Source organism: Polynucleobacter sp. 73C-SIWE (assembly GCF_018882465.1).
Taxonomy (GTDB): Bacteria; Pseudomonadota; Gammaproteobacteria; order Burkholderiales; family Burkholderiaceae; genus Polynucleobacter.
Genome location: NZ_JACVOK010000001.1, coordinates 284,706 through 300,519, shown reverse-complemented (window position 1 = coordinate 300,519; position 15,814 = coordinate 284,706). Strand labels below are relative to the sequence as shown.

Here is a 15,814-nt window from a genome sequence, read left to right as displayed (position 1 = left end):
TTATTTATAGCAATCCTTTAGTCAATACAAAAGAGTTCATTATGAGCAAACAAAAAGTCGCGCTAATCACTGGTATCACTGGTCAGGATGGTTCTTATCTGGCTGAGTTCTTGTTGGAAAAGGGCTACATTGTTCATGGCATTAAGCGCCGCGCCTCTTCTTTTAATACGGAGCGTATTGATCACATTTATCAAGATCCGCACATCAATCACCCTGATTTAATTCTTCATTATGGTGATTTAACGGATACCAGCAACTTAGTACGCATCATTCAGCAAACCCAGCCTGATGAGATCTATAACTTAGGTGCGCAATCACATGTAGCTGTATCTTTCGAGTCTCCTGAATACACTGCGGATGTTGATGCTATAGGTCCGCTGCGCATGTTAGAGGCTATTCGTATTTTGGGTCTGGAAAAGAAAACCCGCTTCTACCAAGCTTCCACCTCGGAACTCTATGGTCTCGTACAAGAGATTCCTCAAAAAGAAACGACCCCTTTTTATCCAAGAAGTCCATATGCTGTAGCCAAAATGTACGCTTACTGGATTACCGTGAACTACCGTGAGGCTTACGGTATTTATGCCTGTAATGGCATCCTCTTTAACCATGAATCTAAACGTCGTGGTGAAACCTTTGTTACTCGCAAAGTGACTCGTGGATTAGCAAACATCGCTCAGGGACTTGAGAAGTGTTTATTCATGGGTAATATCGATGCACTTCGTGACTGGGGTCATGCAAAAGACTATGTCCGCATGCAATGGTTGATGCTCCAACAAGATAAGCCGGAAGATTTTGTCATTGCGACGGGTGTGCAGTTCACTGTTCGTGAATTTATTATCCGTAGCGCTAAGCAATTAGGTATCACCCTCAAGTTTGAGGGCGCCGCTGAAAATGAAAAAGCAATCGTAGCTGCTATCGAGGGTGACAAAGCCCCGGCTTTAAAAGTGGGTGATGTAATCGTACAAATTGACCCGCGTTACTACCGCCCTACTGAAGTAGAGACTCTTTTGGGTGATCCCACTAAAGCGAAAGAAAAGCTGGGCTGGGTTCCAGAAATTACTCTTGATCAAATGATTGTTGAGATGGTGGCAAGTGACTTGGATAAAGCAAGACAGCATGCGCTATTGAGTAAGCATGGTTACTCTGTCGCTGTAGGTAAAGAGAATTAATTGACAGCTCATTAAAAGAATTCGTTTCATATGCCCTCAGATTTAAATCAAAAGATTTATGTAGCAGGCCATCGCGGTATGGTAGGCTCGGCTATTGTTCGTAATCTGAATGCACAGGGCTACCTTAATATCGTTACCCGAACCCATTCTGAATTGGACTTAACTAATCAAGCCGCAGTAAAAGCTTTTTTTGAACAAGAGAAACCTGATCAAGTCTATTTAGCTGCTGCAAAAGTGGGCGGTATTCATGCAAATAATACTTATCCAGCTGAATTTATTTATGACAACTTGATGGTGCAGAACAATGTGATTCATCAAGCCTTTGTCAGTGGTGTAAAAAAACTGCTCTTTTTAGGTTCTAGTTGTATTTACCCAAAGATGGTGCCACAGCCTATGTCAGAAGATGCTTTATTGACTGGTAAGCTAGAAGCAACTAATGAGCCATATGCAGTTGCGAAGATTGCCGGTATCAAAATGTGCGAGAGCTATAACCGTCAGTATGGTCAATCTCATGGAGTGGACTACCGCTCAGTAATGCCTACTAATTTATATGGCCCTGGCGATAATTACCACCCTGAAAATAGTCATGTCATTCCTGCATTAATTAGAAGATTTCATGAGGCTAAAGAAAGCGGTGCGCCAGAAGTAGTTATTTGGGGTACTGGTACTCCAATGCGTGAATTTTTATATGTAGATGACATGGCAGCTGCCTCTATTTTTGTGATGGAGCTGAATAAGGTAAGCTATGACAAGCAAGTTGAGCCCATGCAAAATCATATTAATGTTGGTTATGGCAGTGATGTCACTATTACCGATCTTGCTAAGACTGTTGCAAAAGTTATTGGCTATCAAGGGGAAATACTATTTGATCCTTCAAAGCCAGATGGCACTCCAAAAAAGCTCATGGATTCATCTCGGTTAAATCGTATGGGCTGGCAACCTAAGGTTGCATTGGTAGAGGGTTTGGCGATCGCTTACCAGGAATTTCTGCGGGGAAATCAACGTGCCTAAAAAGATTGCGATTGTTATTCCTGTCTTTAGGGAGGCAGAAAATCTCCCCGTCTTATATCGAAGGCTTGATCTAGTTACTTCTCGGCTATCTGAATTCACATGGGAATATATTTTTGTGAATGATGGGAGCCCTGATAATTCCTATGAAGTGTTACTAAATTTAGCCTCTACAGATTCAAGAATTAAAGTTTTAGATCTGTCTAGAAACTTTGGAAAAGAGATAGCTCTTACCGCAGGGGCTTATGAGGCAAGAAATGTTGATGCAGTAATTTGTATAGATGCAGATTTGCAGCATCCTCCAGAATTGATTCCCGTCTTGATAGATAAGTGGGTAGGCGGAGCAGAAATGGTAGTTACTATTCGCGTTACTAGTGATCGCGAGCCGCTTTTTAGAAAATGGGGATCAGATTTATATTACTGGCTGATGAATAAATGTGCCTCTTTTGAGGTTATCCCTAAAGCAACAGATTTTCGCTTGTATGACCGAAAAGTTGTGACCGCATTTTGTCAGGCGACAGAGCGTGAACGTATGTTTAGGGGAATTATGGATTGGATGGGATTTAGGCGAGAATTTGTGGAATTCTCAGCAGCTGCTCGCACCGGTGGCGAAGCCGGCTACTCTTACTCTAAGCTGTGGCAGCTTGCAATTAATAGTCTAACCGCTTTTTCTTTGTGGCCATTACGTTTAACTGGTTATCTTGGCCTTCTGATTTCTGGCTGTAGCGGGCTATTATTACTATGGATGATTGGTAACTATCTGCTTAAGACCAAATTGGTTTATACGCCACTAGCCATTTTTGTAGTTGCAAACACTCTTTTAATGGGTATCGTATTGATGGCCATTGGATTGGTGGCTCTATATGTAGGGACTATTCATACAGAGGTAATCAATAGGCCCTTGTATTTGATACGAGAAAAAATTAATTTTGACTTAGTTGATGAATAGTTATGTCAATTTCGCGTGTATCCTCTAAATAAAATTTTCTTTTCAAAGAGCCTTGCTCTCTTTGTGCGCGGGGGTTTTTTACTCACCGTTTCAAATGTATTTGTGGGTATATTTGGGTACCTATTCCAGATAGCGGTTGGGCGATTATTAACTCCCGGAGAGTTTGCGTTATTTAGCTCCATTATTGCTTTATATATGCTGCTGGGATCCCCACTTGTTTTTGTAAACATGCTCGTGGTTAAGAAGATTTCAGTCTTGCGAGCTCTAGATCAGTTAAGTGGCTTGAGATACTTCTATTCTCATATCCAAAAATATCTTTTTTTATTTTCAATAATCTCTATCGCTACCGCTTTTGTGGCGCAGGATTTCTTGGGAATTTATATCAAGAATGTAGCTAGATCTGAAGTTTTATTATTGGGGTTACTTTTTTCGATTAATTTATTCTTTGCCATCAATAATTCATTCCTTCAAGGTCTTCAATTTTTTGGACTTCAATCAGTTACACACATATTGTTTTCAGTTGGAAAGTTAATATTTGGTGTTACTTTTATTGTAGCTGGATTGAGCGTCTTTGGCGGGATACTCGGGGTAACTGTTGCCACGGCATGTAGCGTATTGTTGGGCTGGTTCTTTCTGAAATCTGCGCTTAAAGAAGCAAATGTCGAGTCAATTTCAGGAGATATGAGCGCCAAAGACTTTAATTTTGGAAGTTCATCTATTTTAGTAATGAGCATTGCATTTGCACTGCTTACCCAATTTGATATGATTTTGGTAAATTGGTTATACACGCCCGAGCAAGCTGGTATGTATGCAGCGGCATCAGTTCTAGGGAAGGCGGTTTTATATATTCCTAGCGGCTTAGTAATTGCGCTTTTTCCAATGGTAGTTGAGGGTGCGGTAAGTCAAAAAAGTACCTTACATCTTCTTAGGCTTGCATTGGCGATTACACTTTTGATGTGCGGTATCTTGGCAATAATTTATTTTCTTTTTGGGGATGTGCTTATTGCATTGGTATACGGAAAGGCTTACATGGGTGCTGGAGATTTATTGCGCTGGTACGGCATGGCAATGTTGCCATTAGCTTTGATTATTGTCTTAGAGCACTATTTGATTGCGCATGGCCGAGCCTTATTCTCCTGGATATTTTTGATAATTTCTCCCCTTCAGGCTTTAGCAATTTATTTTTGGCATGATCAATTGATGAATGTGGTGATATCGATAGCTTGTTGTGGAATAATACTTTTATTAATCGGGATGTATTTAGTGGGGAAAGACCTCATTCTGTCAAAAAACATTAAGCCAAATTGACCCGTATCAATTTAGAAATTTATTTAAAAAGAGAATAAATCTATGAAGGCCGTAATTTTAGCTGGCGGGTTAGGTACTCGAATTACTGAAGAAACGCATTTGAAGCCAAAGCCCATGATTGAGATTGGAGGTAAGCCAATCTTGTGGCACATCATGAAGCTGTATTCCGCGCACGGTGTAAATGACTTTGTTATCTGTTGCGGTTATCGCGGATACGTCATTAAAGAATACTTTGCAAATTATTTTTTACATATGTCAGATGTCACTTTTGATATGACTAAAAATAAGATGGAAGTGCATCATCAGTATGCCGAGCCCTGGAAGGTAACTCTTGTAGATACTGGCGAAGATACGCTTACAGGCGGTAGATTAAAGCGAGTTGGATGTTATCTCGACGATGGACAACCATTTTGTTTTACTTATGGCGATGGTGTTGGAAATATTGACATTACCCAATTGATTGAATTCCATAAAAAGAGCGGATCCTTAGCAACCCTAACCGCTACAAACCCCCCTGCTAGATTTGGTGTTCTGGAAATAGGTGATGATCATAAAATTCGATCATTCAAAGAGAAGCCGGTATCTGAGGACGGATTAATTAACGGCGGCTTCTTTATCTTATCACCTAAAGTCTTGGATTTAATTGAGGGCGATACAACGATTTGGGAGAGGCAGCCGCTAGAGAGGTTGGCGGCTACCGGACAGTTGGCGGCATACAGGCATGAAGGCTTTTGGCAGCCAATGGATACCTTGCGAGATAAGAATCATCTTGAAGAGTTGTGGGCAAGTGGTAAGGCCCCCTGGAAAATTTGGTCATGAATCCAAAATTTTGGCAAGGCAAAAAAGTTTTTTTGACGGGTCATACGGGCTTTAAGGGGGGCTGGCTTTCTCTTTGGCTGCAGAGTTTAGGTGCTGACCTTGAGGGATATGCATTAAGCCCGCCTACTAACCCAAGTCTATTTGAGCGCGCTAATGTGGCCGAGAAAATGACCTCGGTAATTGGTGATATAAGGGATTTAGATAATTTACGGAATGTAATGAAGCAATTTCAACCTGAAATTGTCCTGCATTTGGCGGCGCAACCCCTTGTGCGACATTCCTACGAAAACCCAATTGAAACCTATTCGACTAACGTAATGGGCACTGTTAATGTGCTTGAGGCAATTCGCGGTACTGCGAGCGTTAGGTCGGTTGTAGTTGTCACAACTGATAAGTGCTATGAGAATCAAGAGTGGGTATGGCCTTATCGAGAAAATGAAGCAATGGGTGGGCGCGATCCTTATAGCAGTAGCAAAGGATGTGCGGAATTGGTGACGGCAGCCTATAGATCGTCGTACTTTAATCCATCTGAATACCAACATCATCATGTTGGTATTGCCTCTGCTCGAGCGGGGAATGTAATTGGTGGGGGCGATTGGTCAAGGGATCGATTAATACCCGATATTCTCAATGCAGTTAATGCTGGGGCTGCAGTTCTACTTAGGAATCCTAGCGCCATAAGGCCATGGCAGCATGTATTAGAGCCATTATATGGCTATTTAGTGCTCGCTGAAAATTTATACAGTGAGGGACAAAAATTTTCAGAGGCTTGGAATTTTGGCCCTGAGCAAGCAGACTGTATATCTGTTCTGGAGATTGCAAATAAACTAATTAATATTTCGGGATCTAAGTCCAGTATCGCATTAGAAGACAAAGCCGGACATCCTCATGAGGCTGGATTATTGAAGTTGGATATTTCCAAGGCAAAGAATTTGCTGGGATGGCAACCAATGCTAAGCATAGATTTGTCTTTAAAATGGATTTGCGATTGGAATAAATTCTTCCTCGATGGCTCGGATTTGAAGTTCATCACGCTGGAGCAAATTTCAAATTATCAATTATTAAATACAGATAACACACAGTAAATCATCATGACACCATTTAAAATTGCATTATTTGCTAATCATTTTCCTGGCCTTGAGGTGGCAAAGTTTATTGCCTCTCAACAGCAGGATGAAGTGTGCGCACTTTATTTAACTGGTGAGAATCCGGTTAATGACAACAGTATTATTGGTGCCCTGAATATCAGTCCAGATAATATCTTTATTGGATCAGATATTGTGAAGCAAGACTCCCATATTAATTGGTTTAAGCAGCAAAAATTTGATGCGATTATTTGTGTTTATTGGCCTTGGTTGCTTGGCCCAAAAATTTTTAATTCAGCATCGGTTACGGTCAATTTTCATCCAGCATTACTCCCTATTAACAGGGGATGGTTTCCTCATGTACATAGCCTTATTGATGGAAGTAAGGCTGGTGTAACCATACATCGCATTGAAGATGGCGCGGATACTGGTGCCATTTGGGCGCAAAAAGAAATTCAAATTCTCAGCACGGAAACCGCAAAGGATATTTACGATCGCTTACAGACTGAAATTGTTGACTTATTCAAAGTAAATTGGGGGAAAATCAAAAAGGGAGAAATTATTCCTTCATCACAGGATGAGTCAAAGGCAATTTACCATGCTAAAAAAGAAATTGAGGAGCTTGATTTAATTGATCCAGAGGGAATGTATCGGGCAAAAGATTTAATTAATCTTCTTAGAGCCCGGACTTTTGGGTCAAGGGGTTTTGCTTATCTCAGAGACGGAGATGAAAAAATTTTCCTAAAACTTGGTTTATCTAAATCATCAAAATTTGATCAATAGAGTTTATCTGAGTTTAGTTTAGGCCGCCTATAGCATTAAGAGTGCCTTGACTCCCAACCATTCCGCATACTTTTGAGTCCAATGCTTTAATTTCAATTTTTGGTAAAAGGTGCGGTAAGTGTGCGGTAGCTTCCAGCATCCAACTCCCAAAACCCCCATCGATTAAGTGATCCTCAAGCGTCACCACCTTGCTAGTTTGCGAGATTTGAGGGGGTTGCTTATCTTTATAATTCATTCCCCATAAGGGTAGGGAATATAGCTGGTGCTTAGAGAATTCTGGATTAGATTCAATCCATATTTTTCCTAATGCCAACGTAGCTCCCGTGCACAGAAGAGTCAAATTTTGATCGCCGCTATTTTTGGTTGTGAGCAACCATTCGCCCGGATTTATATTGGGAATTTCTTTGTGAATACATGCCTCCCCAGCTTTTCCAATCCTCAAATAGGAGGGTTGTGGATTATTAATTAAGAAGCGCATACATGCCCTTACTTCCATTGGGTCACCCGGGGATGCAATGAGCATATTAGGCATCGTTCTAATTAAAGCGTAATCCTGAACGGCATGATGGGAGTAGCCTAGGTTGCCATATGCAAGACCCCCGCCAACACTGACAACAGTAACGGGAAGTTTGTGATAGTCCACATCATTACGAATTTGTTCGGCGCACCTAAATGTCGGAAAATTAGCAATGGAGTACACGAATACATGGTATCCCTCTGATGCAAGTCCAGCAGAAAGCCCCATCATATTTTGCTCGGCAATCCCAGAATTAAAAAATCGATTTGGGAATTCGGTTGCGAATGGTTCTACAACTCTATACCCCAGGTCCCCGACAACAAGCGCAATTTTTTTATTGTTTCGGGCCGCCGTTACTAGTTCATCGATAAACGCATTACGCATCGTTAAGTTCTGCCAAGGCTATTTGTAGTTGCTCGTCATTGGGGTTTTTATAGTGCCATGCAACCGAATTCTCCATGAAGCTTACACCTTTTCCTTTGGTAGTTTTGGCGATAATTGCCGTAGGCTTAGTGGGGTGCGTACTACTCAAAGCAGTGAGTATTTGATCATGATCATGACCATCGATGCATTGCACATCCCAACCAAAAGCATCCAGTTTACTTGGTAGAGGCTCAAGCTCTAAAGTATTTGCAATGGTATCAAGGCTTTGCAAATTATTGTAGTCAATAATAATAGTGAGTTTGTTGAGATTGTGATGAGAGGCAAACATGAGAGCCTCCCAATTGGATCCTTCATTCATTTCACCATCCCCAAGCAGTACGAATGTTCTCCAATTTTGATTTTCTGTCTTGCAAGCTAATGCTTTCCCAGCTCCAAAAGGAAGACCATGTCCCAGGGAGCCTGTGGAGAATTCAACACCTGGAACGTGATGACTAATATGATTCATGAGCCAGGAAAAATCTTGACCATACGTTTCAAGGTCGATTTTAGGGAAGTAGCCTAGTTCAGCAAGTGTTGAGTAAACAGCAACACAGCCATGTCCTTTACTTAAAATGAAGCGATCTCTTGACTCAAGTGATGGATTTCTTGAATCTAAATTCATGACGGTGCCATACAAAACGGCCAAGATATCGCACATTGATAAAGCGCTAGCAATGTGTGAGGCTTTGGCGCGATGAACCATTTTTAGGGCATTAACCCTGATCCTTCTTGCTAGCTCAATTATGTCTGCGGCCGAATTCACGATTTCAGGATTCTATGTATAGTCGCTGCAACATACATGACCTCATCTTTCCTTAGGCAAACTCCACTTGGTAAATTCATCGCCTGAGCACCTACTCGGAGAGCGGTTGGTTGGGGTTCTTGGCGGCGATCCCAAATTGGATATTGGCTAATTGCTGGGAAGACGGGCCTGCTATCAATATTTGCTTTTTTAAGCTCTGTCATTAATGTGTCTCTATTTATTGGGGCATTTTCGTCTAATCTAAGGCTGCTCATCCAATAAATACTATGCGCCCCCTCCACTTCCTTATTTAGGCTAATAAAGGGGGTATTTTGAAGACCTTCTTGATACCAAGAAAATAGACGCCTTTTCATTTCAATCAACTCATCGACGCGCTCAAGTTGCCCAAGACCTATTGCTGCCTGAACATTTGACATTTTAAATTTGACCCCATCTGCATCGATCCAGAAAGCCCGAGAAGGATTTCTACCTTGATCCCAAATTTTAAGAGCCTTGGCATATAGGGCATCATCGTTGGTGACTAGCATGCCACCTTCGCCAGTCACCATGAGTTTGGCGCCTTGAAAGCTAAATGCGGCAAAATCACCGAAGGAACCACAACGTTGCCCTTCCCATTCTGCCCCTATCGCTGGAGCAGCATCTTCTACTACTTTTAAATTATGTTTTTTAGCAAACTCCATAATTCGTGTCATGCGCGCTGGATGCCCATACATGTGAACTGGAATAATTGCTTTTGTATTTTTTGTAACTAATTTCTCAATAGATTCAATATCAATATTCCAAGTATCAAGTTCGATATCAGCGAAAATTGGTGTGGCCCCAACATATCTAACAGCATTTGCTGTTGCAACCCATGTTTGATCTGGAACAATTACCTCGTCACCCTGGCTAATTCCTAGGGACATTAATGCTATTTGTAGGGCGCCAGTGCAGCTAGATGTAGCCAGAGCATACTTAACGCCTACATATTCTGCAAATCGCCTTTCAAACGCTGTTAGGTACTTTGACCAATTGCTATTCCAGCCATGCTGTGCAGCATCAAAAGCATATACCGATTCTTTGGCTGAAATTGATGGACCAGCTGTAAGTATTAGGGACTGGCCTATATTCTGATGATGGGGTTGATATACCAGCATCGAGCCTATAGTATTGGAATCCATTACAAATCCACACGCCATATATAAGTGATGATTTTTCGAACTATTATCTTCTGAATGTAAATTGATGACATTTACATTAATAGTTTTTTTGGCCCACTCAATTAATGAGAGTAACGCAGATCCGAGTAACTCACTTTTTAAATTTTCTATGGATTTTATATCGCTAATTATGAGGGCATTATCAAGTCCAGGGTTTAGCAGCAAGCCAATGTGCCCTTGAATATTGCCTGCCACATCAGTGATTAGAAATAAAACATCATCTGTCGATTTTGAATTCCATTTCTCTAACCAATTAGTATCACCATGCCAATCAGAAATTATTTTTAACGTGTTGGTATCAATATGGTGAAATTTTGATAGTGGGATCAAAAATTGACTTTGATCTACAGGTATTGCCCTCAGATATGCTTGTTGAATTGATTCAGAAGATTTTAAGAATTTAAAATTCTCACGTACCGAATTTTTGAATATTTCCGCGGGTGTTTTACTCATGACTATTAAAGTAATTAAATTGAATTTTTAGAAATTAAGGCCGAGATAGGTTTTGATTTTATCAACCACATACTCTAATTCTGGTTCGCCGATTGCTGGTTGAACACCAATCCAGAAAGTGTTATTCATGACGATGTCAGTGTTTTCAAGACTTCCTGAAATTCGATAGTTTCTACCTGTCATATATGGTTGACGGGTAAGATTGCCAGCAAAAAGAAGACGCGTACCAACTTTTTCTTGATCCAAGTAAGTCAAAAGGTCTACTCTGCTAACTGGGGTATTAGTTTTGAGGGTAATAGGAAAGCCAAACCAAGAGGGATCGCTTTTGGCAGTAGCTTCTGGAAGAATTAAAAATTCTTCACATGATTGCAAGCTATTTATTAGGAAATTAAAGTTCCGCTTGCGCTTTTCTATAAAATAATTTACCTTAGCCAATTGAGCCAAGCCACATGCTGCTTGCATATCTGTAATTTTAAGGTTGTAGCCCAGATGACTGTAGGTGTACTTGTGGTCATAACCTTCAGGTAGATTTCCTAGTTTCCAGCAAAAGCGTTTACCACAAGTATTATCTTTGCCCGGCGGGCAATAACAATCTCTACCCCAATCTCGAAAGCTTTCAGCAATTTGTTTTAACTCCAGGTTATTAGTGAATACTGCTCCACCTTCCCCCATGGTGATGTGGTGCGCTGGGTAAAAACTCAAGGTTGCAATATCCCCGAAGGAGCCAACCATCTTACCTTTATAAGTCGAGCCTAAGGCGTCGCAGCAATCTTCGATTAGCCAAAGATTATGTTTCTGGCATATTGCTTTTATTGCATCGAGGTCATATGGATTGCCTAAAGTATGAGCCAACATAATTGCTTTAGTCTTTGGGGAGATTGCCGCTTCAATCTTTGAGGCATCTATGTTGTATGTTCCCAATTCAACGTCTACAAATACAGGAATTGCTCCAAATTGCAATATGGGATTAACTGTAGTGGGAAAACCAGCAGCGACCCCAATAACCTCATCCCCGGGTTTTATGGAACGATTTCCTAGTTTTGGAGATGTAAGGGTATTAAATGCCACTAAGTTAGCGGAGGAGCCAGAATTTACGGTAATCAGATGCTTGACACCCAAAAATTCAGCAAGTTCTTTTTCAAATGCATCGTTAAAGCGTCCAGTGGTTAGCCATCCATCAAGAGAGGCTTCCACCATATTTTTTAACTCTTCTGGACCAATCAGCTTCCCAGATGGTGGAATAACTGAGACTCCAGGTGAAAATTCTCGTGGTTGAAGGGAAATGTCAGCATATTGATTTACCAGATCAAGGATTTGGGCTTTTAAATCGGAAAGGTTATTCATTGGCAGCAAAATAGATGGCGATTAAGATTATGCTAGTTTAGTGCCAAAATGACTAAAGCCACCGCCTTGCTAATAACCTTTAACCTTCAATCCTTATGAATATCGGATTTCATAGCTTTTATCAGGTCTATAACAAAAATCGCATGTTTTTGGATGCTAGCTCACCCATTGGTGATGACCTTATGTACCCTTTTGTATATCTAGGAAACTATTTGAGGGGGGAGGGCCACTCTATTTCCACTATTGATATGGAGCCCTTAGGTAACTATGATGCCATCGTTTTTTTCGACTACCCAACTAAATTAAATTCATTTTTTCGAAAATTAATTTCAATGCCTGGTGCTCCACCGCTTTATTTAGTCATTTTTGAGCCAAGTATTATTAGGCCAGATAATTGGGATACCAATAACCATAAGTATTTTGAGAAAATATTTACATCCAATTTAAGTTTTATTGATAACAAAAAATATTTCTCATTGCAAATACCATTCAAAATCGAAAAAGATTTAAAAAATTTTGCAATCGAGAAGACTAAGTTTTGCACCCTTATCGCCAGCAACAAGTATTCCAATGGTCTTGGAGAGTTATATTCTGAGAGACGGCATGCGATTCGATGGTTTGAAAAACATCACCCGAGTGAATTTGATTTATATGGGGTCGACTGGGATAGACTTTTTTTCCCTGCCTTTGGGCGCTTAAATTTTTTATTATCAGCAATTTATAAAAGAGCTTCGTGGCTTCCGACATTTAACTTGTACTCAAGTTATGGGGGAAGAATTTCTCAGAAGCGCAATACGTTGTGTCAGTATAAGTTTTCTATTTGTTTTGAGAATGCCGTTGTCTCAGGATGGGTCACTGAAAAAATCTTAGACTGTTTTATGGCTGGCGTAGTCCCAGTCTACCTTGGGGCTCCGGAAATCGAGACGCTAATTCCACCGGAAACCTTCATAGACATGAGGAAATTTTCTTCCTATGATGATTTATATCAATATTTAAGTTCTATGGGTAACGAAGAATATCGGGGATATTTAAGTGCAATCATAGACTTTTTAGGTAGTCAAAAAATTAACCCATGGACCTCTCAGAATTTCGCAAAGACCTTGGAGAGGAATCTTTTACATGCTTGAGGTCCGGCCGGAATTTGATGCTCAAGTATCAGTTTCTGTATGTATACCAACCTATGATCGGCCCAGAGAGCTTTTGAAGGCTCTAAATTCTTGTTTCTCCCAAACCTATCAGAATTTCGAAATAGTAATCTTTGATAATAGTGAGGATGATTCTACGCATAAACTAATTGAGTCTTTAGCCAAAAAAAATATTAGGTATTTCAAGAATCCAAAAAATGTAGGCCCGATTGAAAATTTAAAATTAGCGGTGGATCATGCAAACGGTAAATATATTAAAGTATTGATGGATGATGACATTCTTTATCCTGCAGCTATAGAAAAAATGGTTGTAGCATTAGAGTCAAACTCTAATGCTGGAGTAGTGATGGCCCCTATGGAAATTATTGACGACCAAGATAATCGAATAAATTATCGAGCATACTTAATTAAAAATCTGCCCCTGATATATAGATATCAAAAAAGAAGTCAAATCATTCCGAAGAAGAAAATTTTGCATGATTTTTTAACTTCTCAATATCCATGTTGCGTTCCCTCAGGGATTATGTACAGAAAGGAGTGTTTTGAGGTGCTAGGTTCTCTTGATCTAGATATGAAGTTTGCAGTAGATGTTGAAATATGCGCTCGTTTTGCTACTAGGTATGATTTTTTCTACATTGACGAGCCCTTGTCTGCCTGGCGTTACAGCAAGCTTTCTCATACAGTGATTAATTTGCATCAAAAAGGGCAGGATACGGAGATCTATTACGCGCTTACTAAAAAACTTATTACAAATCCTCAAGTCGCCGCTATTTTTTCGGTTGCCGAATATGAAGTTGTAAAGAAAAATGCATATTTTTTTTCTAGCAAAAGGGCCGTCATATCAATCATTGCCGGGATTCGAAGTGGAAATTTTGCGCTCATTTTTCAGACGTTAAAGATTATGAGAATAAATGACCCTTATCGAAGTAATTTAATTTTACTGCCTTTTAATTTGGCAAAAGAAGTACTTTTAGCGGGATTGAGCTGGATTAGATAGGGGTCAGGAGACCGATTTTTTATTAAATACCAAGGCGCCATTAGTAAATATTAGCCCTAAACACAATAAGTACGATATTGCATAGCTCCAGAGGAAAGCTAATCTCTTCCAATCTTTCATTGGTGGTGGCTCATTAACCACAGAAATGATCCCATTTGCAAGCATGTAGTCGGTTGACGAAAAATAGTACTTATAGGCTGGCTCTGGGATGCTGAGAAGAAATGAGGAATCCTTTTGAACGCATGAGAAATCGAATTGTCGACTACAAGACTTATTGATAGACGGCTTATAAACTACTTCATAGTTCTCCGAGTTATATATTTGGGTAAAGTTGGTCTTTAAAAGTTTTGCTAGGGCTAAATCATTTTTGTTTTCCTGTCGCTTGTTAATCAGCGCTAAGACTGCGAATTCCTCATGCTTTTGAATGGTTGCAATAAAGCTATTACCCGGGGCATGAACCAATTGTCTTTTTAGATTTGTGCTTAATAATCCATGGCAGGTATGGAATTTATTTTCATAAAGTTCATTTGCACAGTCTGCAAAATTCCCTACAACAATGGTATTTGAGTAGCTTTGAATTAACCTTGAAAGTGCAGCGGCCTCAGGATCTGAAATGAAAGAGGTTGTGCTTTCATTTCCTCTATTGCTGGAGATGGCACCGTGATAAAACATGCCGCCTAAATTAGAAAGCAAAAATAAGGTCGAAAGACTAATAATTATTACTCGCTGCTTTGAGGGTAGGTAGACGATTGAAACCATAAACCAGGCAGCAATAAAAGCCCCAAATTTTGAATCAGGGCTTCTAATCATGTAGCCCAAAGGAAAATGGTTTATGAGAAGGCTAAAGAGATCTCCGAATGGTGGATTGGGGCCTTTGGCAAAGAATGCTAAAAACAGGACAAATATTATTGGGATAAATTTTTTGTCTCGATATAAAAAATAAATAATCAAACATGGCAAAGTAATGCTCAGGATTCGATAGGGATTATCAAAAAAGTAGGCATGAAAATTGAGAATTGCACGTGGACTCCAAACGTTATAGATGCCCCAAGCAGAAATTTGCATCAGGGGGTAAAAAATGCCGCCCTGAATTGCAGATCCAGCCCCGTTGGCTAAAATAGCATCTTTATTATTCCCCGCAGACAATGTGAGGTAGATAAAAACAAAAAATGGAATACATATAGTAAGTAATAAAAAAGCATTTTTTGCGTTTATTGTCCTGCCAATATTGATAAATAATTCACCAATTTTCTTGTTCTTCCAAGCAATGAGTATTGTTAAACTGATAAGCAGTAAGGTTGGATATATAAAGAGCAATCCGAATGCTAGTAGGGTAATTAAAGCAATTAGTGATAGCACATCCTTTTTTGGCTCAAATGACATTAAGTTGTAAAGTAATAAGGGAAGAATTCCAAGGCCTATAACTGTACTTAACTGATATATGATTCCAGCGCTATACAAAACCGATGAATAAGGTGAAAAACAATAGCAAAGAGCAAGCAACGGTACTAATTTCTTGCTCTTGAAAATTCTCTGCAGGCTAAAGTAGGAAAGCCCGTGAAAGACAACCAAACATAAAAGGATGTGAATAATTTGACTTGAATGGTTACTGAGAAGTAGTTTTAGGGTGTAGATGACAAAAGCATCAGGTGCTAAAACCATTAAACCCGCTAGATTGTTGCTGTAATTAAAGGCGCTATTAAAAGTAGCAAAGGAGGTGCTAGTTAAAAAGTCAGTAAGTGGATAAAAAGTGTCGTGTGGAACAAGTGTGAGGTTGGGGGCAAGGAGTTCACTTAAGCCAAAAATCCATAGCAATGCCAAATAAGTACCAGCACTAAATAGGTAGTACATA

At 40.0% G+C, this 15,814-nt stretch carries 13 protein-coding genes and 1 pseudogene; 9 read left to right on the top strand and 5 right to left on the bottom strand.

What is annotated here, in order from left to right; all coding sequences use genetic code 11:
• Positions 1-41: 41 nt before the first annotated feature.
• From gmd to ICN17_RS01480, 7 genes are read left to right on the top strand one after another with little or no spacing between them, the layout of a single operon-like run.
• Positions 42-1,169, top strand: a complete 1,128-nt coding sequence (gene gmd, locus ICN17_RS01510) for a GDP-mannose 4,6-dehydratase (protein ID WP_216235863.1) — start codon at positions 42-44, stop codon at positions 1,167-1,169.
• 30 nt (positions 1,170-1,199) lie between these two features.
• Positions 1,200-2,180, top strand: a complete 981-nt coding sequence (locus ICN17_RS01505; RefSeq protein ID WP_216235861.1) for a GDP-L-fucose synthase — start codon at positions 1,200-1,202, stop codon at positions 2,178-2,180.
• Entirely contained in the window at positions 2,173-3,126 is a 954-nt protein-coding gene (locus tag ICN17_RS01500; protein ID WP_216235860.1) for a glycosyltransferase family 2 protein, read from the top strand. Before ICN17_RS01505 ends, ICN17_RS01500 begins: the two co-directional genes overlap by 8 nt.
• A gap of 15 nt (positions 3,127-3,141) precedes the next feature.
• The gene (locus tag ICN17_RS01495) at positions 3,142-4,434 is read left to right on the top strand and encodes an oligosaccharide flippase family protein (protein WP_216235859.1); all 1,293 of its coding nucleotides are present in this window, start codon (positions 3,142-3,144) and stop codon (positions 4,432-4,434) included.
• Positions 4,435-4,476: 42 nt separating this feature from the next.
• A complete protein-coding gene (gene rfbF, locus ICN17_RS01490; protein WP_216235858.1) occupies positions 4,477-5,253 on the top strand; it encodes a glucose-1-phosphate cytidylyltransferase in 777 nt (258 codons plus the stop codon).
• Positions 5,250-6,338 carry a CDP-glucose 4,6-dehydratase gene (gene rfbG / locus ICN17_RS01485; protein WP_216235857.1) on the top strand — a complete coding sequence of 363 codons (1,089 nt, stop codon included), beginning with the start codon at positions 5,250-5,252 and terminating at the stop codon, positions 6,336-6,338. The genes rfbF and rfbG overlap by 4 nt, the downstream gene beginning before the upstream one ends.
• Before the next feature lie 6 nt (positions 6,339-6,344).
• Positions 6,345-7,121, top strand: a complete 777-nt coding sequence (locus ICN17_RS01480; protein WP_216235856.1) for a formyltransferase family protein — start codon at positions 6,345-6,347, stop codon at positions 7,119-7,121.
• 13 nt (positions 7,122-7,134) lie between these two features.
• Here the strand turns inward: ICN17_RS01480 and ICN17_RS01475 are convergent, their stop codons facing one another.
• The 4 genes and pseudogenes from ICN17_RS01475 to rfbH form a co-directional block, all read right to left on the bottom strand.
• Positions 7,135-8,022, bottom strand: coding sequence for a transketolase family protein (locus ICN17_RS01475; RefSeq protein WP_216235855.1), 888 nt, complete (start codon positions 8,020-8,022; stop codon positions 7,135-7,137).
• On the bottom strand, positions 8,015-8,824 hold the full coding sequence (locus ICN17_RS01470) for a transketolase (protein ID WP_370625931.1): 810 nt from the start codon (positions 8,822-8,824) through the stop codon (positions 8,015-8,017). Before ICN17_RS01470 ends, ICN17_RS01475 begins: the two co-directional genes overlap by 8 nt.
• A pseudogene (locus tag ICN17_RS01465) lies at positions 8,821-9,927 on the bottom strand (DegT/DnrJ/EryC1/StrS family aminotransferase); the annotation flags it as partial. The gene ICN17_RS01470 and the pseudogene ICN17_RS01465, both read right to left, overlap by 4 nt.
• Before the next feature lie 576 nt (positions 9,928-10,503).
• Positions 10,504-11,820 carry a lipopolysaccharide biosynthesis protein RfbH gene (rfbH, locus tag ICN17_RS01460; protein WP_216235851.1) on the bottom strand — a complete coding sequence of 439 codons (1,317 nt, stop codon included), beginning with the start codon at positions 11,818-11,820 and terminating at the stop codon, positions 10,504-10,506.
• Between the two features lie 95 nt (positions 11,821-11,915).
• Between rfbH and ICN17_RS01455 the strand changes: the two genes are divergently transcribed.
• Positions 11,916-12,947 carry a glycosyltransferase family 10 domain-containing protein gene (locus ICN17_RS01455; protein WP_216235850.1) on the top strand — a complete coding sequence of 344 codons (1,032 nt, stop codon included), beginning with the start codon at positions 11,916-11,918 and terminating at the stop codon, positions 12,945-12,947.
• The gene (locus tag ICN17_RS01450; RefSeq protein WP_216235849.1) at positions 12,940-13,962 is read left to right on the top strand and encodes a glycosyltransferase family 2 protein; all 1,023 of its coding nucleotides are present in this window, start codon (positions 12,940-12,942) and stop codon (positions 13,960-13,962) included. The genes ICN17_RS01455 and ICN17_RS01450 overlap by 8 nt, the downstream gene beginning before the upstream one ends.
• 3 nt (positions 13,963-13,965) lie before the next feature.
• Here the strand turns inward: ICN17_RS01450 and ICN17_RS01445 are convergent, their stop codons facing one another.
• The gene (locus ICN17_RS01445; RefSeq protein WP_216235848.1) at positions 13,966-15,813 is read right to left on the bottom strand and encodes a hypothetical protein; all 1,848 of its coding nucleotides are present in this window, start codon (positions 15,811-15,813) and stop codon (positions 13,966-13,968) included.
• Position 15,814 lies beyond the last annotated feature (1 nt).

Bases quoted from the DNA above. Each gene is read 5' to 3' on its own strand.
- gmd (WP_216235863.1), top strand. From the start codon at position 42: ATGAGCAAACAAAAAGTCGCGCTAATCACTGGTATCACTGGTCAGGAT.
- ICN17_RS01445 (WP_216235848.1), bottom strand. From the start codon at position 15,813: ATGTACTACCTATTTAGTGCTGGTACTTATTTGGCATTGCTATGGATT.
- ICN17_RS01505 (WP_216235861.1), top strand. From the start codon at position 1,200: ATGCCCTCAGATTTAAATCAAAAGATTTATGTAGCAGGCCATCGCGGT.
- ICN17_RS01450 (WP_216235849.1), top strand. From the start codon at position 12,940: ATGCTTGAGGTCCGGCCGGAATTTGATGCTCAAGTATCAGTTTCTGTA.
- rfbG (WP_216235857.1), top strand. From the start codon at position 5,250: ATGAATCCAAAATTTTGGCAAGGCAAAAAAGTTTTTTTGACGGGTCAT.
- ICN17_RS01480 (WP_216235856.1), top strand. From the start codon at position 6,345: ATGACACCATTTAAAATTGCATTATTTGCTAATCATTTTCCTGGCCTT.
- rfbF (WP_216235858.1), top strand. From the start codon at position 4,477: ATGAAGGCCGTAATTTTAGCTGGCGGGTTAGGTACTCGAATTACTGAA.
- ICN17_RS01455 (WP_216235850.1), top strand. From the start codon at position 11,916: ATGAATATCGGATTTCATAGCTTTTATCAGGTCTATAACAAAAATCGC.
- rfbH (WP_216235851.1), bottom strand. From the start codon at position 11,820: ATGAATAACCTTTCCGATTTAAAAGCCCAAATCCTTGATCTGGTAAAT.
- ICN17_RS01475 (WP_216235855.1), bottom strand. From the start codon at position 8,022: ATGCGTAATGCGTTTATCGATGAACTAGTAACGGCGGCCCGAAACAAT.